This is a genomic window from Prochlorococcus sp. MIT 0604, from assembly GCF_000757845.1.
Classification (GTDB): Bacteria; Cyanobacteriota; Cyanobacteriia; order PCC-6307; family Cyanobiaceae; genus Prochlorococcus_A.
In genome coordinates, this window is the sequence record NZ_CP007753.1 from 1441531 (window position 1) to 1466404 (window position 24874).

Genomic DNA, 24874 nt, shown 5'->3' on the forward strand with positions numbered 1-24874 from the left:
AGAAACTTAATTTCTTAAACTGATGCAATTTGATCATTTAAATTTCAAAGAATATGATGGCCTCATGTCTATAGAAGATTTAAGGGCTTTACGTCTTCGAAAAAAGAAAATTGAAAGTGATAAGAAAGCTAGAAAGTATATCTTGGATATAAATCAAAGATATAGAAAAATGAGTAACCGCAAAAGTAGTAACTTTTTAAGGAATATGAACCCTTTTAAAAAGGCCGCATAAATTGTTAATCTTGATGTTGTTAATTTGTTTAACTTTGCAACTTTCAGAGTAAGATTTTAATGGTGTTTCTTTGGAAGAGTTTCACCAAGAGGGGTCAATTTTTGGCCCCTTCTTTGCGGAGATATTTTTTAATTGAAACTCGTTATAAAATTAAAGTAATACTTTCCTAGAAAGCGAAAGTGATGTAAATCTTTTGTTTAAAGTTTTTTATTACCACTTAATGAAAACTCTATATCTTCAAATAAATCCTCTTTTTAAAAAAAACAAAAATTTTAGCTTATGGACCATTTCCCTTAATTTATTGAATTTTTTCATTTGCGATTTTTAATGGCTTCTCCTACAAGTTGGGAATTCTACAAAGAAGTTGAAACTAAGATTCTATGGGTCAATATTTGTACCCAAAATTTAGAAGGTGTAGCTATTTCAATCAATAAATGGTGGAAGACAAGATATCCAGCATACAAAATCAGAATAGTTTCTAAAAAAGAATTTGAGCTAGTAAAAATGCAAGCTGAGAAGAAGGAGCAATAAAATTATTCTTTGGTAAATATTGATGCTGATTATTTAATTTTTACAGCTATTATAAGATTAATAAAATAAGAAACAAATGAACTCTGCATTTGCAAAAGTATCAAATTTGAAAGTTAACAGGGCTTCTAAAATAGCTATTACTCTCGCATCATCAACTTTCTTTTTGTATGCTTTGGGTCAAGCACCAATTTTTAAAAATATTCTTGCAGGTGCCTTCTCTTGCTCTGGCTAAATAAAATACTGATTTTTTAGGGAAGCTAAAAAGCTAAAATAGACTGTGATTGACAGTCGATCTAAACTTAGAGGGATAAACCCCTCTTTTTTAATATTTAATAGATTTATTGATGAAAAGATAATGACTCTTCTTATTTCTCTTTTCAGCTGATGAATATTTCCCCGCACCTATTAATTGATGCTGTGATATTAAGCGCTGCCCTCACCATCACTTTGGTATTAAGAGCAAAAGGTAATGCTGCCAGAAAAGAAAAAGAAAATAAATGATTACTAAAGAAGAAGAAAAAGAATTTAAAAAACCTAAATTATATAGATTTTGGAACTTTCTTATTTATGGAAGTTCCATTGCTATTGGAGTTTTCTTAGTTTATTTATATTCTGCTTATGTCTTTATAAATAAATGACTTACATGTATGGCATAGCGATTACTTATGGGGTTGTGAGTCTTTTATTGCTTTGTGGGTTTGCATACTTTACTTTTAAAATGAAACGCTAATTTTTATATCTTCTTCAATAAAAGATTTCTTAGATAAATTTTTTGATTTTTGTGGAGAATATAAACAAGAAATTCCACATCAGAAGTTCGCTGAGATTTTAAGAGAATATACTAATAGATTTGATGAATGATAGATACTAGCAGGCCTGAGAAAGTATTAAGAGAATATAATTTCTCAGCAAAATTTATACAAATTCTTTTTTAAATTTGGAATAAATTTTTTGAAGATATTTTCCTTATAATTATTTTTAATTTGAGATTTTTTTTTGATCCTTAATCCGTACAATTTTGTTCCTCTAACCGCACACATAAAACTTGAAATTAACTATTTAAATGAATTAGAACATAGGAGTAGTCAAGAGGTAAGTCTTATGGCGCTAAACGACACATTTACTATCCAAGAAATTAATTTGAATAAAAAAGACCTCTCATATGATATTGAGTTCAAAGAAATTGAAGCTTATTGGAATAACGAATGTGCAGAACATCCTAGAAACAACAATTGCAAAATTTTTTGTGATTAAAACTTTAATTTTTAGGTATTCTTACGCTTGATTTTTACATAACACCCGTACTAAAGAATAATCAGATAGAAAGGAGGTCAAGCAAATGACTGATTTAGGTATAGAGATTTTATTTTGGACAATTTTAATTTCTTATTTGGGATTAAGGTTTTCTCAAACTTGGAATGGATTCAAAAAACAGTATTAATTAGGAGAACAGAAAATGAAACTGCAAACACAATTCACGGTTCCAAACAAAGAATTAAAAGATCTTCATTACTTTAAGAAAGTGGATTTTTCAGAAGAAACTTTAAATAAAGAATGCATAGATTATCCAAATCAAGAAGATTGCTTGGTTTGTTGTAATTAAAAATCAATAAATAGTTGTTTTTTGAAAGTAAATAAATTTTTTTAGTATTTATAAATTTTTTAAATAGGAGTTAACGCTATGGAATTAAGATTCTTCCCAATAAATGTTTTTAGAGAGACTCCAAAAGTAACATTCTTCGATGCAGACATAGATACTTCTAATGGCTCTGATGTTGTGATCCATTCTGGGGAAGCTATATCTCCTCCAGATGATTTAAAAGATGAGCAATACTATGTTCACAATCATCAAATTGACCACAATTTAGTTATTACTGGGGAAAGGACATTTGTTTTAATCAATCCTTCCTGGGATGAACCTCATCATGTGATTTATTTAAATAGATCTATGGGAGCATTAGAAATCCCTATAGGAACTTATCACAGATCAATCTCAGGGAAAGAAGGTAGTATTGTTTTAAATCAACCCAAAAGAGATAAATTTTTTGATCCTGCTAAAGAATTTATCCCACAAAAATTAGACAAAATTAATTTAATTAAGGCCAGAAAAAGTCCACCTGTTTATTGGATTTACGAAAATAACAAAATCAAAAGAGTCTATTTTAATCCTCTAGAAAGAAAAGTTAAAAATCTTGTTTGAAATGAAAAAACCCAAAAAGCATATGTCGCCTAAAATTAATAATTTTAAAAACCTGAATTTAATTATTAATTCTGATACTTATAAATTGGCTCACAAAGATATTGGTTTACTTAGCCGAAATGAAATGCGTGGAGTCAGAATGCTTCTTGAAATTACTAAACCAGATTTAATCCTTGAAGAAAATAAAATTCTTTCAACAATAATTATTTTTGGAGGCGCAAGCATTAAAGAAGAATCAAATGCACAAAAGAGAATTGAAAATATAAAAGAGTTAATTAAAAAAAATCCTAAATCGATACTTCTAAAACGAAATTTAAATAGATTAGAAAATTTGCTACTAATGAGTCACTATTATCAATCCGCAAGGGAATTTTCAAAACTTGCTTCAATTAGAAATCAAAATAAAAAATGTAATTCTCATGTAATTGTGACAGGTGGGGGGCCAGGAATTATGGAAGCTGCTAATAGAGGTGCATTTGAAGCAAATTGTAAATCTATAGGGTTAAATATCAGTCTTCCTAATGAACAAATCCCAAATGCTTTTATAACTCCTGGTCTTTGCTTTAAATTTAATTATTTTGCATTAAGAAAGATCCATTTTGTTATGCGATCAGTAGCTGCTGTTTTTTTCCCTGGAGGGTTTGGAACACTAGATGAATTATTTGAATTATTGACACTTTGTCAAACAGGCATGAAAAATAAAATCCCAATCATACTTTTTGGCAGAGAGTATTGGGATAAGGTAATTAACTTCTATTATCTAGCTGATCTTGGATTAATTAAAGATGAACACTTAAATCTTTTCCAATATGCAGACACCGCATCAGAAGCATGGAAAATTATCAAATCATCAAAAAAGCCAGCCTAGAAAACTACAAGCTGACTTATTAACAAATGAAAAAGAAGATTGATTAATAAGTATTTGATATTTTGTTTTTCATGCTTTCAATCTTATTAATTAATTCATCTAACCATTCTGTATTATTTTGCTCTTGTCTTTTATGGCTTTGACTTTTTTGAGTGCTCATAAATTTCTTACGTTTATAGTTAATTTAATATATCTTCAGAAATTAACGGAATCAATACGCAGTATTACCAAATCGATTGATAAGACTTGCTTTAGTAGCATTTCTTACAAACCTAGCCATCACAAGTTAACTAAGAAAATCTAAATCTACTCTATTAAGTATTTTCTACGATGTTTTTATTTGATATTCTGATTTGAATTAGGAGAGGGTATAGATGTTTCTATGGAAAAATCATTTCTAAATTTCATTTATTGGATCTTAGTAAAGTCAGCTGAAAGTTACTATGGAGATTCATTAAAAACAGAAATACCATATACACCTTATTTTTAGTTTTAATCGACCTTAACTTTTAATATTAGATCTATAGTTTGAGATTTATTAGTTTAGAATCAATTTATCAAAAAATACAATATGTGTTACTTATAGATTCACTGCAAAATAATCTCTTACGTTAAATTTCTTTTACTGATTGTGAATAAATTTTAGCTGTAAGGATTGTTCCAAAATTAACTAAAACTACAATTAACAGGAGTAGCTGAATTGCGAGGTTGGACATAAGATTACCCCCCCTTAAATTTTTATAAAAACTTTATAATGTAAAATATGAATTGAATAGAGTTTAAATTCCTATTTTTAGTCAACAAGATTCTCTGTTAATGCTCTCTAGGTTCACAATTATCAACGCATTCTTCTAAAGACTTTTCAGAATCGCTCTTAATTTCGCAACTACGAAGACAATCATAAAAGGCATACTTGGGATCTAATTCATTTTTGAATTGTTTATTTCTAAAGGTATTCATGATCAAACTCCTTTTGATTTTTTCTCAAGTTGATTAATTAATTTATCCAACCAAAGCGTGTTATTGATCTTTTTTGTATTTTTAAAGTATTTCGTTTTGTATGTACTCATGAAGTTAAACCTCAATCAGTGGGTCTAACTTAGGGTTTATAATTAAAAATTCATAGAGCAAAAATACTGATTATGAATATAGTGAAATATTTAAAACTAGTTAATTAACTATATATTTTAGGTATTACAACTCTTGATTTTTTTTATGAATCTAATACTAAATAACTTCTAGAAGAAAGGAGGTAATTATGACTTGCGGAAATCCAATTAAACATAAAATTCAAAATATATTCGATAGTTAGCTTGATATTTTCTCAATTAAGAGGAAACTAACTGATAGTCAAATGGAATGTATGCAATTCGGTATTTACCTTTATACTCCAAGAGAAGTTAATGAGATTCCTTTTTTTCATTATTAAATTGATTTATTTTCTTAAGATATTGCTTATTTTGTGATTAAAGATCAAGGTGATTCATCTTCAACTAAGGGGAAATTAGCTCCTCCTTACCCAATCAGGAGATCCACTAAACCAATCAGCAAGATCATCATTTTTTGGATCAAAATGATTTTCAGTTTCTAAACCATCAAGCCCAAGATTCTGTATTAGTCCATTTATTCCTTCTGAATTTTGTTTACCATATCTCCTCAAGCTGTTTGCTTTCTTAAGCCATGTCCAAATAGTTGAATTATGTTTTGAAAACTTTTCTACATATATTCTTTCCTCCAATGAAACAGGTTCATCTAATGAAATTCTCTTGACAATATCCTTAATTTTTAAACGAGAATTGTTGGTTAAAAACATATTTATAAAAGAAGCTAATGTTTTATAGAAGTTTTTTTTATTAATGTCTTGTCAATCTTTATTTCAAGAAAAAGTATTTTTTAGGGGGTTCTTGAAGGTAAAAATATTGATTTAAAAACAGGCACATTTAATTTGTAATAACTAATACGTAATTGGATTTACATAACTTATATATAAACAATTCTATATAAGATTCTCTACTTAATTTAAGATTTAATTTATAAAGCAAGAATAAGGAAAATTTACATTGACAACAGATTGAATAACTCAAAAGTTAAATATAGTATTTTTTTCAAAAACATAATGTCAAACAATTCATATTATGAGACTCTCTCTTGTTGAGACTTTAATAATTAATGTTTTATCCTCATAAAGCAATTCAAAAAATTTAATTTTATCTTTTTTTACATTGTCTTTATTTAATTTTAAGATTTCTTATCTTTGGTTATAAGATCAATTGCAGGTTGAAGTAGATCTTTATAATTTTTCCATACTCCAATTGACTTTGAATTAATTGGAGAACGAACCTGTACTACGCTTTGAGTTGTCACAGTTCGTTTGTTGAGATGAGGTTTTAGGTACATCTCATCCCATGACCAACTTAGATAAGAAATTAAAGATTCAATTTCTTCCTTGGGATTACTCACCAACAAATCATAATTTAAGTCATATATTTTTGAACGAAAGTTTTTTTTGAATTCTTTCATTATATTTTCTTGATCTAAATATATTTTTGCGCAATCAATAAGGGAAGAACAATATTTATTTCTTGTTGTGAAATGAGTTCGGTAAATTGAAAGAATATTATCTAAAGGATTTCTAAAACAATGAATAATTTTGCAATTAGGCATTTGACTCGCAATAATACCTGCGTATTGATAATTATATAACCATTTATTAGTAGTAATTTTAAATTCTTTTTTATTGTCTTTTACTTTCTGCCAATATAATTCTGCCAATGTAATACCTTCAGGATTTTGCCTTAATTCTTCAAAAGATTCTTCAAGAATATTAATTTCTTCTAAGTCTTGAACATTGGAATTCATTGAAAGAATTGACTCTACTAATGTTGACCCGCTTCTAGGCATTCCAACAATGAAAATACTTTGAGGGTATTTTAAAGTTAATTTTTGATTGATCCTAGCTTTCTTAGAGGCAATAAGTAAATCAGAAGATTTTTTGATCAGTTCATTTGGTTTAGTTGGATTAAGAGTTAGTTTTAAGTCATTTGCTTTTTTAAGATTTTTGGCACTTTCTGTAAAATTTTTATTTTTATGCAATATATTTGACCTTGCAAAATATATAAAAATCTGATCTCTTATGGAAAAATTTTTTAGGAAGTTTTCAGAAAAAAGTCGATCCTGCCATTCTTGATCTTTGTTGGAGGAGTTTAGTAAAGATAACAAATAGAATACTCTAGAAAAATTAGGTTTTAAATCAATTGCTTTGAGGAGTGATATTTTTGCATCTTCAAATTGTCCTTTACTTATTAAAATAGCTCCTAAATTTGAATATGCTTCTGCCAATTCAGGATTAAGTTGAATTACTTTGCGAGTGTATAACTCTGCATCTTTTAATTTTCCAATATTTCGCAAGAATATAGAGAAAACGATAAGGGCTTCCTTGAAGTTAGGCTTTAGTTGAGTTGCTTTACGGTATGAATTTTCTGCTTCTTTAAAGTTTTCTAGATTATGCAAAATATTTCCAAGATTTAAATAGGCTTCTGCAAAATTAGGGTTTAACTCAATTGTTCTGCGAGTAAAGGATTCTGCCTCTTTTAATCTACCCATATTTTGCAAAATATTTCCAAGATTTAAATGTGCTTCTGCTAATCCAGGATTAAGTTTAATTGCTTTACGGTATGATAATTCCGCTTCTTTTAATTTACCCTGGTTTTTTAGTAAATTACCAAGATTAAAATGAGCACTTATAAAGTTAGGTTTAAGTTCCGTAGCTATACGGTATGATGATTCCGCTTCTTTTAATTTACCCTGGTTTTTTAGTAAATTACCAAGATTAAAATGAGCATTTATGAAATCAGGCTTAAGTTTAATTGCTTTACGGTATGATAATTCCGCTTCTTTTATTTTACCCTGATTTTTAAGTATATTTCCAAGATTGCAGTAAGCATCTGCAAAATTAGAATCAAGTTTAATTGCTTTACGAGTATATAACTCTGCCTCTAATAATTTACCTTCACTATGCAAAATTGTTCCGTAATTTGAAAAGACTTTAGGGTCATTCAATCCTTGCTTAATAAAGTTTTTATAATAATTAGATGCTTCTTCAATTTTACCCTGTGAATGTAAATTAATTGCCAAATTAATTAAATTTTGATTCTCAGAAGTAGTTTTTTTAAGCTTCTTTTTTTTTACTTTTTCCTCTTCACCAAAACCTTTCATTAATCAAATTATTTGAATTAATTATACATTTGTTTTATAAGCTTTTTGAAACAATAAAGGAGCTTCTTTAGACTTTAGAAAAATATTTGAATTATTTAAAAATATTGGAAAAATTAGTTTATTAATCAATGCATTTAAAAGTAAATATAAAAATCATTGAGATAATTTAGGCACTTCCTCATTAGAAAATTTGATGGATAATGAATTTATAACCAAAAAAGTTTGGGTAACGCCTCATGGAAGCCCAAAAAATCGCCCAAATCCCTTGACATGACTGAAGAAAAGTTTTGGCTAATGAAAAGTACATCCGTCTATCCATAACTGCGATTTCTAGAGTTGGAGATTTTTTATCCAAACTTTATCCAAACTTTTTATTATTTGATGAGCCCCTTTTTAGTAATTTTTCTAGTAATTAGTTTTTCTTCAGAAGCATATTCAGCTCTACCAACCACAATCATCAAAAGTTGTTACGACGGAGATACCTGTACAACAACTGATGGAGAGAAAATAAGACTTGCTTGTATAGATACTCCAGAATTAAAAGGTAAAAGAGCTGAGCCTGCTACAGCTAAAGAAGCGAGGGATTTTCTAAATAATTTAATGTCAAATAAAAAAGTTTCTATTAGAAGAATTACTAATGATAGGTATGGAAGAACAGTTGGCGAGTTATTTATAAATGGTATAAATGTTCAAGAAGTTCTTGTTCAAAAAGGATATGGAAAAATTTATGAAAGATATGCAGACCAATGTAAATGGACTAAAGAACAATAGGTTCTTATTAATAAATTTAAATTATAATTTTAAATTAAAGCATTAATTTTTTGGAAGAAAGATATCCCGATAAATGTTCAAGATGTGGAGCTCCAATTGAATGGGAGGAAGGAGCGTCTTTTTCAAAGTGCGGATTTTGTGGCAAAAAGAATTTTGCTGAAAAAGGAGTTCTAAATAAATATTTAGACTTTTCTACTTTTAGAAATCCGAAAAAAATAATTGAAAACCCAACAAGACTTTTAATAATATTACCAATTACTTTTATTTTTTTGTTCATGGTTTCAACTTTTAAAAAACAAACAATCATAATAGAAAACAAAATCAATCCCGATCAAATACTATCCCTTTTTGATAAGGAAACTGATACAAAAAAGGAAAAAGAAAATTTAGAAGCTGAGCAAATTAAAACATCATCCCAAAAGGAAGAAGAAAAAAAAGAATTACTTGATATGGATCAAGGTTCTCCAGAAGCCGCTCAAGAATATATAGAAAGGTTGAGAGAAATATTCCTGATTCCTGGTAAAGAACAAGAAACTATTAAACTTGCAAATATCGCATTAAATTTACACAAAAATAGTGCTCGAGCATTTAATTACAGGGCTGTTGCAAAAAGTAAGTTAAAAGATTATCAAGCCGCAATTGATGACTTCAATATGGCTAGTGAAATTGATCCAAGTTCTCCTGAAATCTATTTCAACAGAGGTCTAACCAAACATAAAATTAAAGATTATGTTGGAGCCATAATTGATTTCACAAAAGCAATTGAAATTAAACCTGATTACGCTTCGGCGTATAACAATCGTGGGAGTTCAAAATACTTACTAAATGACTACACAAGATCCATAATTGATTTCACAAAAGCAATTGAAATTAAACCTGATTACGCTTCGGCGTATAAAAATCGAGCCAGTTCCAAAATAAAAATAGATGATCGCATAGGTGCTTTAAATGATTTGACTAAAGCAATTAAAATTAAACCTGATTTTGAAGGAGCTTATGCTATACGTGGGTTAACAAAACATCAACTAGAAGACTACAAAGGTGCCATAAATGATTACACAAAAGCAATTAAAATTAGACCAGCCGATCTTCTCTATAAATATCGTGGAATCTCAAAATTCAAACTTCTAGACAAAAAAGGAGCTTGTTCAGACTTTAGAAATGTATCTGAATTAAATAATAAATATTGGGAAAATTGGTTTATAGATCAATGCAATATAAAGTAAATATAAAAATCATTAAAAGTATTTAGACACTTCCTAATTAGAAAATTTGATGGATAATAAATTTATATCTGAGAAAGTTACCCAAACTTTATCCAAACCCCATAATTTCGCCCAAATCCCTTGACATGACTGAAGAAAAGTTTTGGCTAATGAAAAGTGAGCGCGTCTAGCTATTACTGGGATTTCAGGGAATCGTAATTTTTTACTCAAACTTTACTCAAACTTTTAAAGACTAAAAAACTAACCGATATTGAGTTCGGTTCGAAGTAAGAAAACCCTGAAACTATTAATCTCTTTTGATGAATAGTCTTCAAATGACAAAGACACAAAGCACAAAAACTACATTAAGTAGCAAGCTAAGTGTCTTGGAAGTAATCTGCATTAATTAAAAAGGTTTTTGTACTCGTGTGTAGGAGTGCGGGGTTAACCTTGAAACCGCTAGGCTCAAGTCCTTACGAAAAGGACAAGTCCTTAGACCACTTATACCTAAGAAACACACTCATCACAAGTAAAAATAACTTGATTGACAGTCGATCTAAACTTAGAGGGATAAAACCCTCTTTTTTTGATGAGAAACAAATTTAAAAGATCAGCTTTTTTTGATATGTCTGATGACCTTTTCTATCGAATATCATTAATAGGATTTTTAGTTGTTTTTAGCTCAATGGTATTTTTCCTAACGAAATATAGAGAAAAAAAAGTTAATAATATAAGCCAGATTTCCATAACTGAACAAATTTAATTTTTAAAGCAGTAATGCAAAGATTTATAATTTCACCGTTATTTGCTTTATCTAGGTTTTTTATAAATATTTACGGATTATTTTTAAAGTTTTTTCTTCAATTAAATGGTGGTTATTGGTCAAGAATTGGTTTAGCCGAAAATATTACAGAGGAAAGAATAAAAAAAAGAAGATTTTATATCCTGCCTTTTTATATTCTTCTAGCTTTATTGTTTGGATTACTATCTGCTCTATATTGGTATTTTGTTATTCTCCATGTGCCACTTTCAATAGAAAGATATTTAAGTCCATTGAATAACAATATTGCTTTAATAATTGCTTTTGCTACTTTCTTTGGTTGGCTTTATATTCTTTGTAAAACAAACAAATAAAATGCTTACTAAGAGATGATGTGGTCCGCGGATTAAAGATTTAATTAATCACGATTAAATCATTCTTAAGGATTCATGCAAAATATTTGAGACCGATTACTTTATTTATACGACAGTTCTGGTGATCGACTCGACCAAGGTTGACCAACTAGATCTTCACTAATCCAAGGTCTGCAACACCACGGTAAATTAACTTATCTAACCTTTACGGAAAGTAAGTTAAGTGATCAGAAATTAAACTTTCGGGATTAATTCTGAACCATCTTAAAAATTAAGTCGTTTGTAAAGCATGAAGAAGTGAGTAATCACTTTTACATCCAAAACTAATTTCTAAGAAAATTCTTAATCTGATTATTAAATAGATCTCCTTTCTGTCGTCACCATTAAAAAAAAGACCTGTAACAGGGTCTTTTTTTATGTCTTAAATTTTATTGATTTACTGTTAATCAACAAATAACTAAATATTTTTATCTCACTCTTTCGCGATCAGTTAATACTTTTTCAAAAGTAGAAAAGAAAGTAAATGCTATTCAATGCAACCAACAAAAGAACTACTGATCTTCCATGTTGATTTAATTGAAGTGTTCTTTGAGTCATACTCTTAATAATCTTCGTTGTAATCGGATGGACTACCAGTTAAAGAACAAACAACTGATTCCTCTTTTCTCATTTCTTTTATTTCCATTATTGGTCTGCCCATTTTCTTAAGAACATTTATATCTTCTTTAGTCTGACAGCGAGCAATTATGTTTCCTTTTTGATCAAAGCAACTGTAGTAAGTCATTTTATTAAATGCAATTTAAAGTTTATGGTTGATTTCAGTTGTAGCAACGCAACCGACTCATGACAACCATATTTTTAATCTAAGTCAGCAATAGATTTAAATGGCTAAAAAAAAGATACCTCTTTCCGTACCAATATGTTCATCAAACCGCACACATTAGATACGCAGTATTTTGTTCAAATCAATTAGAACAAAAGGTAGTTAAACGAATATACAAAGGAGAATTTATGAGTGGAGATTTTGAGACTCTTGAAATTAATCAACCAAAAATTACATATCTAAAACCAGAAGACAATACAGAATGGTTAGACAAATTAATTAATAATATTGAGGACATGAAGAACAAAATATCAAAAGATTCTTAGAAATTTAAGAAAAGAAACTTATTTATTAGATCTTTAGTTTGCATGAGAAGCAATTCAAAAAAGAATTTAAATTTTGTATTTAAGGTAACCGCTTTTTTGTGAGCATTATTCAGAATAAGAGTTCGACTATTTTTTATGCCAAAAAATTTAGATGAAAATTCTTATGAAAAAAGAATTGAAAATATAGAAAAAGGAAAATCTTATTTAAAAAGCAATGGATTTTTTAAATCAAAATCAAATCTATTCGAAGACATACAAAGATTTATCTATAAAAGGTAATTTTAAAAAAATTTTTTACTTTGATTAATTAAATCTCTCCATAAGAAAGCCATCACATAAAAGAAAGAAAGACTTGAAAAGGTTAGGAGAAAAAAAGAATGGGTCAATTTTCTATAACTAAATTAATCCCAATAATCCTGCAGTAAAACCAACAGCAGCAAAAAATACGAACTCGATTAAATCTCTTGGGGCAGAGTTCATAAAAAAACTGATTTGAGTCATAATTTTATGACTTGAGAGAATCTCTTAAATCAAACTTTTCAGCTTTTTCAATTTGACACTCAGTATCATCTTCAGCACATTTGATTTCAGCTTTTTTGTTCATGTGGCTACTACAACCGCCTGCTATAACTGGTAAACCGGTCGTAGCTGTAAAACCAGTTAAACATGCAAAAGCTATATAAGGAAAAAGTCTTTTCATTTAATTGTTACTTTATGTAAACTTATTATGTTACATAAAAAGCTCAAGTGTGAGTAGCTGATAATTCGCGTGCACCCTATACCAATCATCTAAAGTGATTTAGCAAACCTATGAGTTTTATATTTATCTGAGTATTTTTACTTATATGTTGAGTTGAAGACTTTAAATAATTAATGTTTGTTTTGGGTTTATAAATAAGTCATGGATAAAGAACATTTAATTGATTTAATATCTAATAGCATTATTTCTGAGATTAAAGATCTCGAAATTAATGAGGAAAAATTGATTGAAAATAATTATTTAAATAATCTGAATTTAAATCAGCTTAGAATAATTTCTAAAGAATTTATTTTGTAATTTTTATTGAATATTTATTTAAATAAATGAGATTTTCTTTACTATCATTTGAATTTTAATAAGTTAATACCTTTTAATATGAATGATTCAGAAGAATTTAAACCTAGCCTTAAACAAATAAATGAGGATATCAGACCTACATGGGAAGATATCAAAAAACAATCAGAAGTTTTAGTTAACAAACTGGGTTGCCCTAGATCATTTGTAGGAGGGATGCTTCATGCAATAGCAAGCGACTTCTCTGATATGAAAACTTGGGAATAAATGAAAAACTTATTACTTACACCTCTTTTCAAACTATTCAAAAAAAGCACTTTCCTCTTATCACTAAATCAAAACTCATGCCCTGTTTTAGATGCTGAAGACATAAAAAAGCAAGAACAGAAAGAAGCTATTGAAAGGTTGTACCCGTAAACTTTTAACAGAAATGTTCAGATCATATATACGATGCAGCACGGTCCTATGCACCACCATGCCACCCATTACTTTCCTAAATTGTGACTTTGATGGATAATAAACATATAAAAAAAAATCTGATTCTAGCAAAATTCTAGCAGATAAATTCCTTCAATTCCCTTGATATGACTGAAGAAAATTTTTAGCTAAAGAAGTGGGTACTTGATGCTAAAACTAAAGCCTTCCAAATCCCTTAATTCTTTTTTCTGTTTTATATCCTGCTTGTACGAATTGAGTATTATCAGTACCGACATCATAAAGAGTATAATTTTTTCCTGCCCCAATACCAATAACAGCTTTTTGAGGAACTTTCTGCTCTTTCTTACGATTTCCATTTAAATCTTCTACTTCAGAATTAACAATCCCCTCTGTCAATTCCAAGTGAAACTGTTGTTTACTTCTTGCAGTAAATAATCTGTTTACCTGAAGACGTGTAAGTCTATCAAGGAGTGTCAGTGGCGGCGTATCTAGTGTTAAATTTTCGCCAACATCTTTTGAGCTTCCGTGAATCAAACCACAATCAAGTTCAACAAATCCAAATTGAAGTGCTGCTATCCAATCAAGAAATGATTTGTCTACAGCATTCGTAAGAGACTTAACTACTTCTTCACCCTTATTTATTCTCAAAGCTTCAGCTCTTTGATCACCACGGTAACCACTTTCCAAGAGGATTTGTTCTTCCCACCAACCATATATGCACCATGGTTGTAAATCATTACTTTTTGGATTAATTAACCTATAGAGAAGCCTATTACAGTTTTTTTCAGGACCTATCATATCCCCCAAAACAAAAAGAGTTATATTACCAGGAGTTTTTTTTAAGTCTTTTTGAATAAGTTCATAAGTATCTAGATCCCCTTTAAGACCACTTACGAGTGCCCAGCGTTCTATCATCTTTCACAAACATGAGATGCATCTTCAGCTTGTTCTGCAAATTCGAATCCATTTTTTAAACGCCATGCAAAAATCGGAGGAAGACCGGCATCTATTATTGCTTTACAAGTAAGTTCAATATCATATTCCACTTCTCTAATTTTTACTTCATTAGTGACATCGTTATGAACAACATAAGTAGCTTTAGTTCCTCCATGTCTTGGCTCTCCAACTGAACCTGCATTTACTATTCTTCGCATAGGCAATTGAATTTCTTTTTCTTGAGTATCTTTGGGAACAGCATTTTTGATCTTTACAGCAATTGAACCATCTGCTAATTCGCGAATATAAGGTTGGTGAGTATGACCACAAAAAAGAATCTCTGCTCTGGCATTTTCAACTCTCTCAAGAGCTGCGAATGCATCCATATCGGGAAGAAGATATTCATGTTGACTATTAGGACTACCATGAACAAAAAGACACTTATCTTTACGTATTGAGTAGGGTAGATTAGCTAGATAATCCTTATTTTCTGTAGTTAATTTATCTGTAGTCCATTGATGAGCAAAATGACCTCTTTTTTCAGCAAGCTGAGAAGGATAACTACAATCGCAAGCATCTAATCCATCAACAACGTCTTCGTCCCAACATCCCTGACAAGTAGGAATTTCTTTATCTCTTATTAACTCAATAACCTCATTAGGTTGAGGACCATAACCCACTAGATCTCCAAGACAGGTAATATTTGTAATTCCTTGGAGTTCAATATCTTTTAAGACAGCCTCTACTGCAGGTAGATTTGCATGTAAACATGAGATGACAGCTTGATTCATTTTTAAGTTAACGGCGAGCAGTTTGTAATTGTGAATTTCTAAGTGAAGTTTGATGATGATCTAGTACAGCATCATTAAGAAGGCAATTATGAATCGTTGCTTTTATTGACTCGAAGTTTAAATTTTTCCCTTGTATAACAATTTCAGAACATCTTTCTGGTCTTCCATTAAGAGGGGCAACTTGGTTTAATGTTTGATATTGAGATCCTTGCTGACTGACTATCCAATTAAACAAGATGTAACGCCCATCAGGTAAGTTCATTAATGCTTTTGCTCTATATACATCCCCATAAGCACCATTAACTAATTCAAACCAAAAAGTATTCAAGCTTGCAGGATCCCAAATATGCTTTTGAAGATCAAGGCTTATTGATTCAATTTCTCTAAAATCTAAAGTATCTTTAATTGATAATTCTGGATCTCTACCAAAATGAAGATATCTATTTGGCTGGAGATTATATTTTTCAAGTTCATTAATAATTCTCAGATCAACTCCATTAATACCCTGAGATTTAGGTGTAAAAAATTGTGGAAATTCAATAATAATTAAAATGTTTTCTTTATCTTTCTCTGATATTGAGTTTGAAATAGATAAGTCTAATAAGTTAGGAATTTGATCTTTCAAAAAAGCAAAATCAATTTTTGTATTTATAGCTTGCTCTAAATTAATTTCGGAATATCCTCCAAGACGTAAGTAACCACAATTGCCAGAATAATTCTTAAAAGTATTTAGTATCCAATTTGTCTTACCGCATCCTGGCGAACCTGATATTAAACAGACTTGACTCATAAAAAAATACTACCTAATATATAAAATTTACACCAATATGAAAATGAAAATCATTTCTGTTTTCGATTTTAAATATTTATTTTGTGATTTAAGTGATAAAACAATAATATTTAGAGAATTAATTACTCCATACCAACCATCACTTTCCTAAATAGATAATTTGATGGATAATTAACCTAGATTTGAACGTTTTTAATATTCTGTTCACACACCGTTCACACATTGTAATTTTCTTCTAAATTATTGATATGACTGAAATAAACTACTGGCTAATGAACAGTACACCCGACTAGCTATTACTGGGATCTCAAGGAATCGATATTTTTTACTCAAACTTTACTCAAACTTCTTTATAGATTTAACCTTATCTAAATTCTTTTTTATATACAATATTTTTTGCCTCCTGCTAATACAAAGTTAGGGCAAGAAAGACTATTTTCTATAGGCGAACTTTCAACATCAGCAGAAATATTACCTGAAAAATTTGATGCCCAAGGACAAGGATCAGCATACTTTTTGTATATCTTTGCATATCCTTTTGATACCATCAATTTTTGAATATTTAGTCCATCTTTTGCTAACTCCGCAACTGTTCTTTCGTAACGATCTTTGGTAATCCTTCTTATAGATACCTCCTCACCTGCAACGTAACTATTTAAAAAATCTCTTGCAGCTTTTGCTGGCTCTAGATCAGCTCTTGGTCCCCTAAGTTCAGGAGTATCTATACATGCAAGTCTAATTTTTTCTCCACTTGTTGTTTTACAAGTATCTCCGTCGTAACAACTATCTATTACAACTACATCATTATTTATTTTATTTGTTTTTTTAATTATTTTTTTCTTAGATTCTGAAGCAGGATTATCATGACAATGTCTTTCTCCAGTAGCTTTTTGATTGTGACATCCATCAGACGCTAGTCTCCCGTTATGTGCATCAACTTTGGAATAAACTGATAGCCCCAAAAAACCAAAGAAAACTATTATTAGGGATTTTAAATTTACCAATTGAAAAAAATAATATTATTTACAAGATTAACCTAAAAAATAATTACTTTCCCAAAGGGAAATTTGGGAGGTTATTTAAAAAATATTAGAGCCAAATTCAGTCACTTTTTTTTGACCTTTTATTTCTGCTATTTTGAATTGCCTCATCGAAACCAGATGAAATAAGACCTGCTGCGATTGCTATCACGCTAATTCCAGCTAATGCTGTTATTGCCGTAATTATTCTGCCTAAAGTGCTAATTGGATATGTATCTCCATATCCAACAGTTGTAATAGTAATTATTGACCACCACATAGCTTTAGGAATTGTCCCAAAGGCTTCTGGTTGTATTTTACCTTCGGCAAAATAAAGCAGTGTGGAACTAATGAGAGTAAGAACGCCCGTGTACAATCCTATGATTTTTAATTCTTCTATTCTGCTTAAAATTGCATAAATAATATGTCCGAAAGCATTTTGAAATTTACCTACTTTTCCTAATCTGAATATCCTAGCTAATCTAATAATTCTTACCAGGTAAATTTCACTCCCAACTATCCCTAGAAAAATAGGCGCAATCGCAATTAAATCTATTATTGAACTTGGAGTTATAAGATATCTTAAAATCCCTTTTAAACCTTTACCATATCTCTTACTCAAAGGAGATACGAAACCTCTTATTAGGTATTCGATTACAAAAATAACACCAATACTATTTTCAAACGTATTAGTTATTTTTTCAGCAATAGAACCAGGAGTAAATTCTGTCCCAATTACCACCAAAACAATTGAAAAAATTATTAAGAATGCAAAAAAAGTATTAAACCAAGAACTCGGAAGACTTCCATCTTTTTTTTCACCTACTTGGAGCCAAAGCTTTTCTCTTATAGATGAAATTTGCATTGTCCAAAAATTATAATGCTCCAATAATTACAAATTAATCCTGATAATTCAAAAATAAGTAAAAACTTTTGAAGGATAAAAACTTTTTTAAAAAGTGTTTTAAGAACCCCATCCCACTCATCACTTCCCTAATTAGAGACTTTGATGGATAATAAAAATATACATAAAATTCTGATTCTAGCAAAATTCTAGCAGATAAATTCCTCTAAATCGCTTGATATGACTGAAGAAAATTTTTGGCTAATGAAAAAGGAGCTGGATGCATTTTGCTTGTCATAGCAAGAGTTTTATTTTTTACAAAAAATTCCATTCGAACCTCATTCGAACTTTCTAGTGATTGAAAGTCAACCTAATATGGCTATTAGTCATTACTAGATAAATATCTAACTTCAAAGTCAATAAAGTATGGATTTAAAGAGAACTGTCCTAAATATCTAGATCACTAATCAACTCAGCTCCTTTTGCGCGGATAATTTGCTCTGAAGGAAAATTACTATTCGAACAAGAACATTTTCCTTTTTCTGAATTGTTAATCCAATTAATTATTCCAGTTCTTAGAGGAGAAGGACAAATTCGACTATCCTTAAGAGAATTCATTTCATCACAATCAAGTGAATCTCCATGATCGATAAACAGAATCTCTTTTAATCTAAGTGAACATTTTTCATTCCATTTATCAAAGCAATTCAAATGACTAATTAGGTCATTACATGCATCTTTAGTTGAATTATATTTTTTTCTCTTAACTTCTTTTTGGAAAATAGCTTTAACAAAATCATTAAAGTTAGCTGCTTCTTGAGGCGTAAAATCAGGAAACTTTTTCTTTTGTTTTATAGCTAAACCAATATTTTCTTCAATCAACTTCAATCTATTTTCATGATTACTTAATCTTATTTCTACATCATCTGAAGCATCGTTATTTAGATGTTTTTTGAAAAAATCATTTACATACTCAACTAAAGATTTACCTTCCTTTCTTGCACTAGTTTTTATTTCTTTTAAAAGATTTGGATCAATATTAATATTGAGTTGAGTCCTTTTCATCGAAAAATCAACTAAAAAATAACTAATCAATCATATAATAACCAAATTATCCATTATTAAAGACTGTCAAAATATAATCATTTTTACACTTACAAACTTGTCAAAATATTCAGAATATTTTCTTCTTGTTTTAGAATTTAAAGCTAGTTTTCACTATCGCTCCTGTTACATCATCAGCTCCATCCTTCTGCACTGAAAAGATTGCGGGAGTTATTGAAATACTGTCATTGATTTGCATCTTGTAAAAAGTCTCCCATGCTAAGGGTTCATCATAACCATCATCATCCCTGTGAGTTTCCGCTGTTCCAATAGCAAATCCTAGGTTATTTCCTTCCTTAATTACATCGTTCCAAAGAATACCAATTGTCCATGTATTACCATCCTCAACAGAATTCGAAGCTGTATCAGGATTATCATCATTATCTGGATTCTTCCATCCAAAACCAGCAGTTATTGAAGAAGGGAAAATATCTGTTTGATTTAAAAAATTATAAGTCCCATGAATTCCATAGGATGAATAATCATTAGCATCAGAACTATTATCGGTATTGCCACCATCCGCGTAAGTATAAGCAAAGACAATCGAATATGAGTCATCCACCAATCCAAGCTGAGAAGTAATAATATCACTTCCTTCTTTAGTTAAAATTCCTTTATTAGAGGCAGCATTTTCTGAAAGAAGTACAGTGCTTGCTATGAATTTATCTTTAGAATAGGTAACACCTGCTCCCGCTCCCATTTTTTTTGAATAGGTGTCATTAGCACCCGTCTGATTTAAAACAAATAAAGTACCTTCACCATCTGGATAAGAAGTAGGCTTAACACCAAGTAAATCATCTTGACGAAGTTTAGGACCCAAAGTAACTGTGAAACTATCACTTACAGGAAACTTATAAAAAAGCTTATGAACTTCAAGATTATCACTACTATTAAATGCTGTATCTAGCCTAGAAGCTCCCATCATTCCAAAAGGAGCCATCATATTAAAATTTCCAGCACGAATAGCAGTCATCAACATGTCTTCTCCTGTAAAGCTAGTCATACCCATTAATTTTAAATCGTAATTAAAAGTCACAGCCTCTTTCCCTGTCACACCATCAACACCTCCCAAAACAAACGTACTCTTTCCCATAAACATTGTTGATGGAAACGAATCAGTCATATTCATATGCGAATCATCATGCATATGATGATCATGATGATTCATTCCTCCTGCATGAATAGCAATAGGCATAATTGTTCCAACCAAAGCAGGTGCAAATAATTTCTGAGGAGAAAGCTTCATTAAAATAATTCCTAAAGTATCTAGATTAACTAGTAATTACATATTAAGATTGGTATAAATTCTTACAATCCCTTTGAAACAAACATTAATCCTTGCTCCATTTTTCTTAATAACTTTCCTATTTAGTCTTGGCTGCACTTCAAAAGTTGAAGAAACAAAAACCCCTGCACTTTTTGAAACCAGAAAAGAGGCTGAAAAAGCTGCTAAAAGTTTTAATTGCACTGGAGCTCATAGAATGGGGAATAAGTGGATGCCTTGCGCAACTCATGAATCTCATGAAAGTTCTCATGACAAGCACAAAAAGGATCACAATCACCACCATCATCATCATTAATTCTTAAATGAAGGATTCAGAAAATACCAATCAAAATAAAAATGATGCTCCTGCACATTGCGGCAGTAAGCCAAAAAAGATTGCAATTGGAATAGCTCCTCTTGGATATATATCAATTGGAATAGTCCCCATGGGCATTGTCACCATTGGAATTGTGCCAATGGGAGTAGTTTCTCTTGGTGTAGTTGCAATGGGGGTAATAAATGCCTCGATAGTTGGAATGGGGGTTTTCTCTGCTGGAATCACCACTATGGGATTAAAAGTTTGGACTCCCATAGGACCTAACATTGAACAAAGCATTAAACAAAATAATTCTTCAGATTCAATGAATATTTATGCATATCCGACAAAAGCCAAAGCTATTGAAGAAGCCAAAAAACTTGGATGCAAAGGAATTCATAAAATGGGTGATTTATGGATGCCATGTGCAACTCATGGGTTAGGGAAATAAGTCCATAATGACCTTCTCTTTCCTAAATAGAAACTTTGCATGATAATAAATATATAAAAGCGAATAATATGAAAATACATTCACGATTCGTTCACGATTTGCAATTTACTCCAAATCCCTTGATATGACTGAAGAAAATTTTTGGCTAATGAAGAGTGAGCGCGACTAGCTATTACTGGGATCTCAAGGAATCGTAATTTTTTATTCAAACTTTATTCAAACTTTTAAAAGAAATTTAAAAATAAATAAGGTGCAAGATGTATTTACAATTGCCACTCTCAATTTATACTTTCATATGATTTATATAAGTCAGTTAATTATTTGAGTCTGTTATATAGTTTCATTAATTACGAACAAAATTTATGGATAACTTTAGTTACTACGATTATTTAAATTCAATATCATTACATCCACCTGTAATGATAATGACTACATTAGTATTCTTTTACATAAGAAGAAAATTTTTATTCGCTGGTAAAAAATATTAGTAATCTATTTAATATTTATATTTTTGAATGAGTCAAAAATTAAATAAACAAAGCAAGTAATAAAAACAATTAAATATATAGATTCCATTTAACTTACCTTTGTTATTGAACTGCTTAATCCATAAGTGAGAAAAATAAAACTAGCAAAAGAAACTCCAATCATTACTGTTGTATAGAGTTTATTAAGTTTGAAATCATTACTTGGGGATGAAAAGTCTGCTATAACTAAACTTTTCATTGAATACTTATCTCTATTTCTGAAATTATTGCTCTTCACTAGATTACCTAAGATGGGGTTCTCCGAAAAACTAATTTCTTCATTAATTACTGAATTTAAACCTTTATCTTCATTGAAGAATCTTGGAAACATGTATGCATGCCATAAAGCTATTATTGCCACCCAAAAAACTACACTAACTCCTGCAAATCCAAAAAGTAAGAATTTAAAAGTCTCCATATTTTTTTTTATAATTAACTAAAAATCTACATCACAAAAAATATCCAAATCTCTAAATTCAAAAAATATACTTTACTTAAATAAATTAATCATTTCCTGATGTTACTAATGATTAGAATCAGTGTTTTTAAGAGCTTTTGTTTAAATATAAGTTAATGATTTAATAATTCATTTAAGTTTAAGAGACAAAATAATAATCAAATTTATAATCACTACACAAATGGACTTAAGAGTTTTATTCGTAATTGCACCAATAATATTTGCATGGATTTTTACATTATTTTGGTTAGAGAAATGGGATGTATTTAGATTGACACCATTAGGTTTACCCAAAAGAGGAGTAGCTCCTTTTAAAAACTATCAAGTTTGGGAAGATTCAGCGGTTGTTCCTAACACAGGAAGACCATCAGTAGGATATCCAGTTTTTACAGTCAGAACTGCGGCTGTTAATGCCCTGGGGATTCCAACGGTTTTCTTCTTGGGTGCAATTTTGGCGATGCAGTTTAAATCTTATTAATTTGGAAATTTAAATGGATATAAGATTTTTAATTGTTGGATCACCTTTTATAATCGCATTTTTTTATACATTATTTTGGCTAAAAAGATGGGGTGCTTTTAATTCTCCAGATAATAATTTGCAAAAAAAAATGACTCTTAAAAATGAATCAATAGAACAAAGTTATTTTTTAGAAAATATCTTTTTAACAAAAAATTAATCCAATTTTTTTTTGCTCTTAATTAAAACCTTGTCATGATTCCAATAGAACAGTATTTATTTTTTGCAGTTTCTCTTTATGCTTTTTTTCATCTTTCAATGAATTTAGTTAGCGCATTAATTGCATTATGCTAAGTAATTATTTAATAAAATATTAGACACTTATTTGTATAAAATTAGTCTTCCTTTATTTGATCCCTCATTATATAAATTTATTAGTAGATATTAGGGCAATCTACTATCCGCTAGCTTTGATCAATGCGGTTTAAAATGAGAACCTCCCTTTGACCTCATTTTCTTTTTCGCAATCTTAGAAAATGAGGTTTAAATAATTTTTAAAGAAGCTCAAATATTAAACTAAATTCCCTTTTTAAAAAACTTTAATTATTAAAATATTATTCATGCTTATGTATATTATTTACTTTTAAAAAAAGAGTTTTTTATATATAAATAATATGTAGATATTTGGCGAATCTGCAACGGTATAAAATTCCGTCTTTATGAACCTAGCCAAAGAAAATATTCTTAACTACGTTTTAGTTATTTTAGTAGTTAGGAATATTTTTAATCAAGATTTAAATCAATAGAATATTGACCCATTAGGAATTTTAATGACAAGTAACTCAAGCAAAGAAAAGACTTTAGAAAATATTTATAAGGATTTAGAATCTGGAATGCCAGAGAATAAATCGATCAAAAATTACACTCTACCTAACGCAAGACAGTGGTTAGGAGGTAGATTTTTCGCTGTTTGGGTTTTGCCTATTTTTTTTATAAATAAAATTACAAAGTTCTCTGCATCATCCGCTTTTATAAAACCTTATTCACCATCAAAAACAGGTCCTTCTTATAAACACCCAGAAACTCTATATACTGCTTTAAAAAATGTTTTTAAAGGTAATGATCATTTAAGATTTTTCGATCATAGATTTATAGGTATCTGGGTGTTACCAATAGCCTTAACTGGAATTGTCTTTGAAATCCTATTAATAGCTCCTACTAATAACACCTCTCCCTTTAATTAAAAAACAAGAAGTTAAAAAAAATATAACCTCCTTAAAAACGACTACTATGAATGAGATTAACTACTTGAGATAAGGAAGGGAAAAGAAGGAAGCCTCAGAAAAGAAGACCGCTATAGACCTTCAGAGAACCCTTAAAGCGGAGTCATTAAATAACCCCATACCACCCATACCATAACTTCCCTAATTAGAGACTTTGATGGATAATGAATTTATACCCTAAAAAGTTTGAATAAACCTTGTTTCAAGCTTTAAAATTCGCTGAGATCCCTTGATATGACTGAAGAAAATTTTTGGCTAATGAAAAGTGAGCGGGACTAGCTATCACTGGGATCTCAAGGGATCGTAATTTTTTATCCAAACTTTATCCAAACTTTTATCGATTGACAGTCGATCTAAAATAAGGAGCAATTAGATCCTTTTCGTATCTATGGATATGCAAGTTTATCAAGATTTATTAGATATGGAAAACCAATCTATTTTAGAAAATCCAAACGATATTGCTTCATACAAAAGAAGAGCAGCTCTTAATAGAACATTTGATCCATTAAGTGCTATTTCTGATCTAACAAAAGTTTTAGAAATAGATCCATCTCAGACTGATCTTTACTTGCAACTAGGAGCAATTAAAAAAAATATAGGGAATATTGAAGATGCTTTTAAAGATATAAATAAATTTTTAGAGATTTTCCCAGATAGTATTGTTGGCTTAGCAAATCTGGGATGGTTATATTTACTAATTGATAAAAGTACTTCTGCAATAGAAACTTTTAAAAAATGTTGTAGTTTTGAAGCTAAAAATAATATTGAACGTGAGCATCAACTTGAAGTATTGGAATTTTTAAATGAAATGTCAAAGAAAGATGAAAAATAATTAGAG

35 protein-coding genes are annotated in these 24874 nt (G+C 29.7%); 22 read left to right on the forward strand and 13 right to left on the reverse strand.

Annotated elements, in window-relative coordinates; translation table 11 throughout:
* Positions 1 to 22 precede the first annotated feature (22 nt).
* From EW14_RS07995 to EW14_RS08015, 8 genes are all read left to right on the forward strand, one after another.
* Positions 23 to 232 carry a hypothetical protein gene (locus EW14_RS07995; RefSeq protein ID WP_042850949.1) on the forward strand — a complete coding sequence of 70 codons (210 nt, stop codon included), beginning with the start codon at positions 23 to 25 and terminating at the stop codon, positions 230 to 232.
* A 327-nt stretch (positions 233 to 559) separates the two neighbouring features.
* Entirely contained in the window at positions 560 to 763 is a 204-nt protein-coding gene (locus tag EW14_RS08000; protein WP_042850950.1) for a hypothetical protein, read from the forward strand.
* Positions 764 to 839: 76 nt separating this feature from the next.
* Positions 840 to 995: a hypothetical protein gene (locus EW14_RS10470; protein WP_179852253.1), complete on the forward strand. Its 156-nt coding sequence runs from the start codon at positions 840 to 842 to the stop codon at positions 993 to 995.
* 265 nt (positions 996 to 1260) lie between these two features.
* On the forward strand, positions 1261 to 1401 hold the full coding sequence (locus tag EW14_RS10475; RefSeq protein WP_002806251.1) for a hypothetical protein: 141 nt from the start codon (positions 1261 to 1263) through the stop codon (positions 1399 to 1401).
* 358 nt (positions 1402 to 1759) lie between these two features.
* Entirely contained in the window at positions 1760 to 2017 is a 258-nt protein-coding gene (locus EW14_RS08005; protein WP_042850951.1) for a hypothetical protein, read from the forward strand.
* A gap of 202 nt (positions 2018 to 2219) precedes the next feature.
* Complete coding sequence (locus EW14_RS10480) at positions 2220 to 2366, forward strand: hypothetical protein (protein WP_197049579.1); 147 nt, start codon at positions 2220 to 2222, stop codon at positions 2364 to 2366.
* 78 nt (positions 2367 to 2444) lie between these two features.
* Positions 2445 to 2963 carry a hypothetical protein gene (locus tag EW14_RS08010; protein WP_042850952.1) on the forward strand — a complete coding sequence of 173 codons (519 nt, stop codon included), beginning with the start codon at positions 2445 to 2447 and terminating at the stop codon, positions 2961 to 2963.
* A gap of 1 nt (position 2964) precedes the next feature.
* The gene (locus EW14_RS08015) at positions 2965 to 3831 is read left to right on the forward strand and encodes an LOG family protein (protein WP_197049580.1); all 867 of its coding nucleotides are present in this window, start codon (positions 2965 to 2967) and stop codon (positions 3829 to 3831) included.
* 813 nt (positions 3832 to 4644) lie between these two features.
* On the opposite strand, the gene EW14_RS10485 is transcribed toward EW14_RS08015, so the two are convergent.
* The 3 genes from EW14_RS10485 to EW14_RS08025 all read right to left on the reverse strand — a co-directional run bounded on the left by EW14_RS10485 (position 4645) and on the right by EW14_RS08025 (position 8046).
* A complete protein-coding gene (locus EW14_RS10485; RefSeq protein ID WP_197049581.1) occupies positions 4645 to 4791 on the reverse strand; it encodes a hypothetical protein in 147 nt (48 codons plus the stop codon).
* A 544-nt stretch (positions 4792 to 5335) separates the two neighbouring features.
* Positions 5336 to 5644 carry a hypothetical protein gene (locus EW14_RS08020; protein ID WP_042850954.1) on the reverse strand — a complete coding sequence of 103 codons (309 nt, stop codon included), beginning with the start codon at positions 5642 to 5644 and terminating at the stop codon, positions 5336 to 5338.
* A 425-nt stretch (positions 5645 to 6069) separates the two neighbouring features.
* Positions 6070 to 8046: a tetratricopeptide repeat-containing sulfotransferase family protein gene (locus EW14_RS08025; RefSeq protein ID WP_052044752.1), complete on the reverse strand. Its 1977-nt coding sequence runs from the start codon at positions 8044 to 8046 to the stop codon at positions 6070 to 6072.
* Positions 8047 to 8427: 381 nt separating this feature from the next.
* Between EW14_RS08025 and EW14_RS08030 the strand changes: the two genes are divergently transcribed.
* From EW14_RS08030 to EW14_RS08040, 3 genes are all read left to right on the forward strand, one after another.
* Complete coding sequence (locus EW14_RS08030; protein WP_042850955.1) at positions 8428 to 8817, forward strand: thermonuclease family protein; 390 nt, start codon at positions 8428 to 8430, stop codon at positions 8815 to 8817.
* A gap of 50 nt (positions 8818 to 8867) precedes the next feature.
* On the forward strand, positions 8868 to 10043 hold the full coding sequence (locus EW14_RS09775) for a tetratricopeptide repeat protein (protein ID WP_052044753.1): 1176 nt from the start codon (positions 8868 to 8870) through the stop codon (positions 10041 to 10043).
* Positions 10044 to 10799: 756 nt separating this feature from the next.
* Complete coding sequence (locus EW14_RS08040) at positions 10800 to 11156, forward strand: hypothetical protein (RefSeq protein WP_042850956.1); 357 nt, start codon at positions 10800 to 10802, stop codon at positions 11154 to 11156.
* 601 nt (positions 11157 to 11757) lie between these two features.
* Here EW14_RS08040 and EW14_RS08045 read toward each other — a convergent pair.
* Positions 11758 to 11940 (reverse strand): hypothetical protein, encoded by a 183-nt coding sequence (locus tag EW14_RS08045; protein ID WP_042850957.1) that lies wholly within the window; start codon positions 11938 to 11940, stop codon positions 11758 to 11760.
* 227 nt (positions 11941 to 12167) lie between these two features.
* Here EW14_RS08045 and EW14_RS10490 point away from each other — a divergent pair, with 227 nt between their 5' ends.
* Positions 12168 to 12305: a hypothetical protein gene (locus EW14_RS10490; RefSeq protein ID WP_167524195.1), complete on the forward strand. Its 138-nt coding sequence runs from the start codon at positions 12168 to 12170 to the stop codon at positions 12303 to 12305.
* A gap of 135 nt (positions 12306 to 12440) precedes the next feature.
* Complete coding sequence (locus EW14_RS10125; RefSeq protein ID WP_156095683.1) at positions 12441 to 12584, forward strand: hypothetical protein; 144 nt, start codon at positions 12441 to 12443, stop codon at positions 12582 to 12584.
* Positions 12585 to 12810: 226 nt separating this feature from the next.
* On the opposite strand, the gene EW14_RS08050 is transcribed toward EW14_RS10125, so the two are convergent.
* Positions 12811 to 13005, reverse strand: coding sequence for a hypothetical protein (locus EW14_RS08050; protein ID WP_042850958.1), 195 nt, complete (start codon positions 13003 to 13005; stop codon positions 12811 to 12813).
* A 201-nt stretch (positions 13006 to 13206) separates the two neighbouring features.
* On the opposite strand from EW14_RS08050, the gene EW14_RS10495 reads away from it, so the two are divergent.
* The 3 genes from EW14_RS10495 to EW14_RS10130 all read left to right on the forward strand — a co-directional run bounded on the left by EW14_RS10495 (position 13207) and on the right by EW14_RS10130 (position 13776).
* Positions 13207 to 13362 (forward strand): hypothetical protein, encoded by a 156-nt coding sequence (locus tag EW14_RS10495; RefSeq protein ID WP_197049582.1) that lies wholly within the window; start codon positions 13207 to 13209, stop codon positions 13360 to 13362.
* A 78-nt stretch (positions 13363 to 13440) separates the two neighbouring features.
* Complete coding sequence (locus EW14_RS08055) at positions 13441 to 13626, forward strand: hypothetical protein (RefSeq protein WP_025923503.1); 186 nt, start codon at positions 13441 to 13443, stop codon at positions 13624 to 13626.
* The gene (locus EW14_RS10130) at positions 13627 to 13776 is read left to right on the forward strand and encodes a hypothetical protein (protein WP_156095684.1); all 150 of its coding nucleotides are present in this window, start codon (positions 13627 to 13629) and stop codon (positions 13774 to 13776) included.
* A gap of 216 nt (positions 13777 to 13992) precedes the next feature.
* Here the strand turns inward: EW14_RS10130 and EW14_RS08060 are convergent, their stop codons facing one another.
* The 7 genes from EW14_RS08060 to EW14_RS08090 all read right to left on the reverse strand — a co-directional run bounded on the left by EW14_RS08060 (position 13993) and on the right by EW14_RS08090 (position 20527).
* Positions 13993 to 14712 (reverse strand): phosphoesterase, encoded by a 720-nt coding sequence (locus tag EW14_RS08060; protein ID WP_156095685.1) that lies wholly within the window; start codon positions 14710 to 14712, stop codon positions 13993 to 13995.
* Positions 14709 to 15524: a metallophosphoesterase gene (locus EW14_RS08065; RefSeq protein ID WP_042850959.1), complete on the reverse strand. Its 816-nt coding sequence runs from the start codon at positions 15522 to 15524 to the stop codon at positions 14709 to 14711. The genes EW14_RS08060 and EW14_RS08065 overlap by 4 nt, the downstream gene beginning before the upstream one ends.
* Positions 15525 to 15531: 7 nt before the next feature.
* Positions 15532 to 16314, reverse strand: a complete 783-nt coding sequence (locus EW14_RS08070; protein WP_042850960.1) for a GTP-binding protein — start codon at positions 16312 to 16314, stop codon at positions 15532 to 15534.
* 380 nt (positions 16315 to 16694) lie between these two features.
* Positions 16695 to 17318, reverse strand: coding sequence for a thermonuclease family protein (locus tag EW14_RS09900; protein WP_071840811.1), 624 nt, complete (start codon positions 17316 to 17318; stop codon positions 16695 to 16697).
* Positions 17319 to 17415: 97 nt separating this feature from the next.
* A complete protein-coding gene (locus tag EW14_RS08080; RefSeq protein WP_042851375.1) occupies positions 17416 to 18198 on the reverse strand; it encodes an ion transporter in 783 nt (260 codons plus the stop codon).
* A gap of 426 nt (positions 18199 to 18624) precedes the next feature.
* The gene (locus tag EW14_RS08085) at positions 18625 to 19242 is read right to left on the reverse strand and encodes a hypothetical protein (RefSeq protein ID WP_042851377.1); all 618 of its coding nucleotides are present in this window, start codon (positions 19240 to 19242) and stop codon (positions 18625 to 18627) included.
* A gap of 130 nt (positions 19243 to 19372) precedes the next feature.
* Positions 19373 to 20527 carry a hypothetical protein gene (locus EW14_RS08090; protein ID WP_042850961.1) on the reverse strand — a complete coding sequence of 385 codons (1155 nt, stop codon included), beginning with the start codon at positions 20525 to 20527 and terminating at the stop codon, positions 19373 to 19375.
* 73 nt (positions 20528 to 20600) lie between these two features.
* On the opposite strand from EW14_RS08090, the gene EW14_RS08095 reads away from it, so the two are divergent.
* The gene (locus EW14_RS08095) at positions 20601 to 20861 is read left to right on the forward strand and encodes a DUF3721 domain-containing protein (RefSeq protein ID WP_042850962.1); all 261 of its coding nucleotides are present in this window, start codon (positions 20601 to 20603) and stop codon (positions 20859 to 20861) included.
* Between the two features lie 7 nt (positions 20862 to 20868).
* Positions 20869 to 21312, forward strand: a complete 444-nt coding sequence (locus tag EW14_RS08100) for a GLTT repeat protein (RefSeq protein WP_042850964.1) — start codon at positions 20869 to 20871, stop codon at positions 21310 to 21312.
* A gap of 576 nt (positions 21313 to 21888) precedes the next feature.
* Here EW14_RS08100 and EW14_RS08105 read toward each other — a convergent pair.
* Positions 21889 to 22257, reverse strand: coding sequence for a hypothetical protein (locus EW14_RS08105; protein ID WP_042850965.1), 369 nt, complete (start codon positions 22255 to 22257; stop codon positions 21889 to 21891).
* A gap of 220 nt (positions 22258 to 22477) precedes the next feature.
* Here EW14_RS08105 and psbF point away from each other — a divergent pair, with 220 nt between their 5' ends.
* From psbF to EW14_RS08125, 4 genes are all read left to right on the forward strand, one after another.
* The gene (gene psbF, locus EW14_RS08110) at positions 22478 to 22774 is read left to right on the forward strand and encodes a cytochrome b559 subunit beta, long form (RefSeq protein WP_042850966.1); all 297 of its coding nucleotides are present in this window, start codon (positions 22478 to 22480) and stop codon (positions 22772 to 22774) included.
* A 13-nt stretch (positions 22775 to 22787) separates the two neighbouring features.
* A complete protein-coding gene (locus EW14_RS08115; RefSeq protein WP_042850967.1) occupies positions 22788 to 22973 on the forward strand; it encodes a hypothetical protein in 186 nt (61 codons plus the stop codon).
* A gap of 610 nt (positions 22974 to 23583) precedes the next feature.
* Positions 23584 to 23997: a hypothetical protein gene (locus tag EW14_RS08120; protein WP_042850968.1), complete on the forward strand. Its 414-nt coding sequence runs from the start codon at positions 23584 to 23586 to the stop codon at positions 23995 to 23997.
* A gap of 433 nt (positions 23998 to 24430) precedes the next feature.
* Positions 24431 to 24868 carry a tetratricopeptide repeat protein gene (locus EW14_RS08125; protein WP_197049583.1) on the forward strand — a complete coding sequence of 146 codons (438 nt, stop codon included), beginning with the start codon at positions 24431 to 24433 and terminating at the stop codon, positions 24866 to 24868.
* Positions 24869 to 24874: the final 6 nt, after the last annotated feature.

Excerpts from the sequence above, each read along its gene's own strand:
- EW14_RS07995 (WP_042850949.1), top strand. The coding sequence starts at position 23 with ATGCAATTTGATCATTTAAATTTCAAAGAATATGATGGCCTCATGTCT.
- EW14_RS08000 (WP_042850950.1), top strand. The coding sequence starts at position 560 with ATGGCTTCTCCTACAAGTTGGGAATTCTACAAAGAAGTTGAAACTAAG.
- EW14_RS10470 (WP_179852253.1), top strand. The coding sequence starts at position 840 with ATGAACTCTGCATTTGCAAAAGTATCAAATTTGAAAGTTAACAGGGCT.
- EW14_RS10475 (WP_002806251.1), top strand. The coding sequence starts at position 1,261 with ATGATTACTAAAGAAGAAGAAAAAGAATTTAAAAAACCTAAATTATAT.
- EW14_RS10480 (WP_197049579.1), top strand. The coding sequence starts at position 2,220 with ATGAAACTGCAAACACAATTCACGGTTCCAAACAAAGAATTAAAAGAT.
- EW14_RS08010 (WP_042850952.1), top strand. The coding sequence starts at position 2,445 with ATGGAATTAAGATTCTTCCCAATAAATGTTTTTAGAGAGACTCCAAAA.
- EW14_RS08015 (WP_197049580.1), top strand. The coding sequence starts at position 2,965 with ATGAAAAAACCCAAAAAGCATATGTCGCCTAAAATTAATAATTTTAAA.
- EW14_RS10485 (WP_197049581.1), bottom strand. The coding sequence starts at position 4,791 with ATGAATACCTTTAGAAATAAACAATTCAAAAATGAATTAGATCCCAAG.
- EW14_RS08020 (WP_042850954.1), bottom strand. The coding sequence starts at position 5,644 with ATGTTTTTAACCAACAATTCTCGTTTAAAAATTAAGGATATTGTCAAG.
- EW14_RS08025 (WP_052044752.1), bottom strand. The coding sequence starts at position 8,046 with ATGAAAGGTTTTGGTGAAGAGGAAAAAGTAAAAAAAAAGAAGCTTAAA.
- EW14_RS08030 (WP_042850955.1), top strand. The coding sequence starts at position 8,428 with ATGAGCCCCTTTTTAGTAATTTTTCTAGTAATTAGTTTTTCTTCAGAA.
- EW14_RS08040 (WP_042850956.1), top strand. The coding sequence starts at position 10,800 with ATGCAAAGATTTATAATTTCACCGTTATTTGCTTTATCTAGGTTTTTT.
- EW14_RS08045 (WP_042850957.1), bottom strand. The coding sequence starts at position 11,940 with ATGACTTACTACAGTTGCTTTGATCAAAAAGGAAACATAATTGCTCGC.
- EW14_RS10490 (WP_167524195.1), top strand. The coding sequence starts at position 12,168 with ATGAGTGGAGATTTTGAGACTCTTGAAATTAATCAACCAAAAATTACA.
- EW14_RS10125 (WP_156095683.1), top strand. The coding sequence starts at position 12,441 with ATGCCAAAAAATTTAGATGAAAATTCTTATGAAAAAAGAATTGAAAAT.
- EW14_RS08050 (WP_042850958.1), bottom strand. The coding sequence starts at position 13,005 with ATGAAAAGACTTTTTCCTTATATAGCTTTTGCATGTTTAACTGGTTTT.
- EW14_RS10495 (WP_197049582.1), top strand. The coding sequence starts at position 13,207 with ATGGATAAAGAACATTTAATTGATTTAATATCTAATAGCATTATTTCT.
- EW14_RS08055 (WP_025923503.1), top strand. The coding sequence starts at position 13,441 with ATGAATGATTCAGAAGAATTTAAACCTAGCCTTAAACAAATAAATGAG.
- EW14_RS10130 (WP_156095684.1), top strand. The coding sequence starts at position 13,627 with ATGAAAAACTTATTACTTACACCTCTTTTCAAACTATTCAAAAAAAGC.
- EW14_RS08060 (WP_156095685.1), bottom strand. The coding sequence starts at position 14,712 with ATGATAGAACGCTGGGCACTCGTAAGTGGTCTTAAAGGGGATCTAGAT.
- EW14_RS08065 (WP_042850959.1), bottom strand. The coding sequence starts at position 15,524 with ATGAATCAAGCTGTCATCTCATGTTTACATGCAAATCTACCTGCAGTA.
- EW14_RS08070 (WP_042850960.1), bottom strand. The coding sequence starts at position 16,314 with ATGAGTCAAGTCTGTTTAATATCAGGTTCGCCAGGATGCGGTAAGACA.
- EW14_RS08080 (WP_042851375.1), bottom strand. The coding sequence starts at position 18,198 with ATGCAAATTTCATCTATAAGAGAAAAGCTTTGGCTCCAAGTAGGTGAA.
- EW14_RS08085 (WP_042851377.1), bottom strand. The coding sequence starts at position 19,242 with ATGAAAAGGACTCAACTCAATATTAATATTGATCCAAATCTTTTAAAA.
- EW14_RS08090 (WP_042850961.1), bottom strand. The coding sequence starts at position 20,527 with ATGAAGCTTTCTCCTCAGAAATTATTTGCACCTGCTTTGGTTGGAACA.
- EW14_RS08100 (WP_042850964.1), top strand. The coding sequence starts at position 20,869 with ATGAAGGATTCAGAAAATACCAATCAAAATAAAAATGATGCTCCTGCA.
- EW14_RS08105 (WP_042850965.1), bottom strand. The coding sequence starts at position 22,257 with ATGGAGACTTTTAAATTCTTACTTTTTGGATTTGCAGGAGTTAGTGTA.
- psbF (WP_042850966.1), top strand. The coding sequence starts at position 22,478 with ATGGACTTAAGAGTTTTATTCGTAATTGCACCAATAATATTTGCATGG.
- EW14_RS08115 (WP_042850967.1), top strand. The coding sequence starts at position 22,788 with ATGGATATAAGATTTTTAATTGTTGGATCACCTTTTATAATCGCATTT.
- EW14_RS08120 (WP_042850968.1), top strand. The coding sequence starts at position 23,584 with ATGACAAGTAACTCAAGCAAAGAAAAGACTTTAGAAAATATTTATAAG.
- EW14_RS08125 (WP_197049583.1), top strand. The coding sequence starts at position 24,431 with ATGCAAGTTTATCAAGATTTATTAGATATGGAAAACCAATCTATTTTA.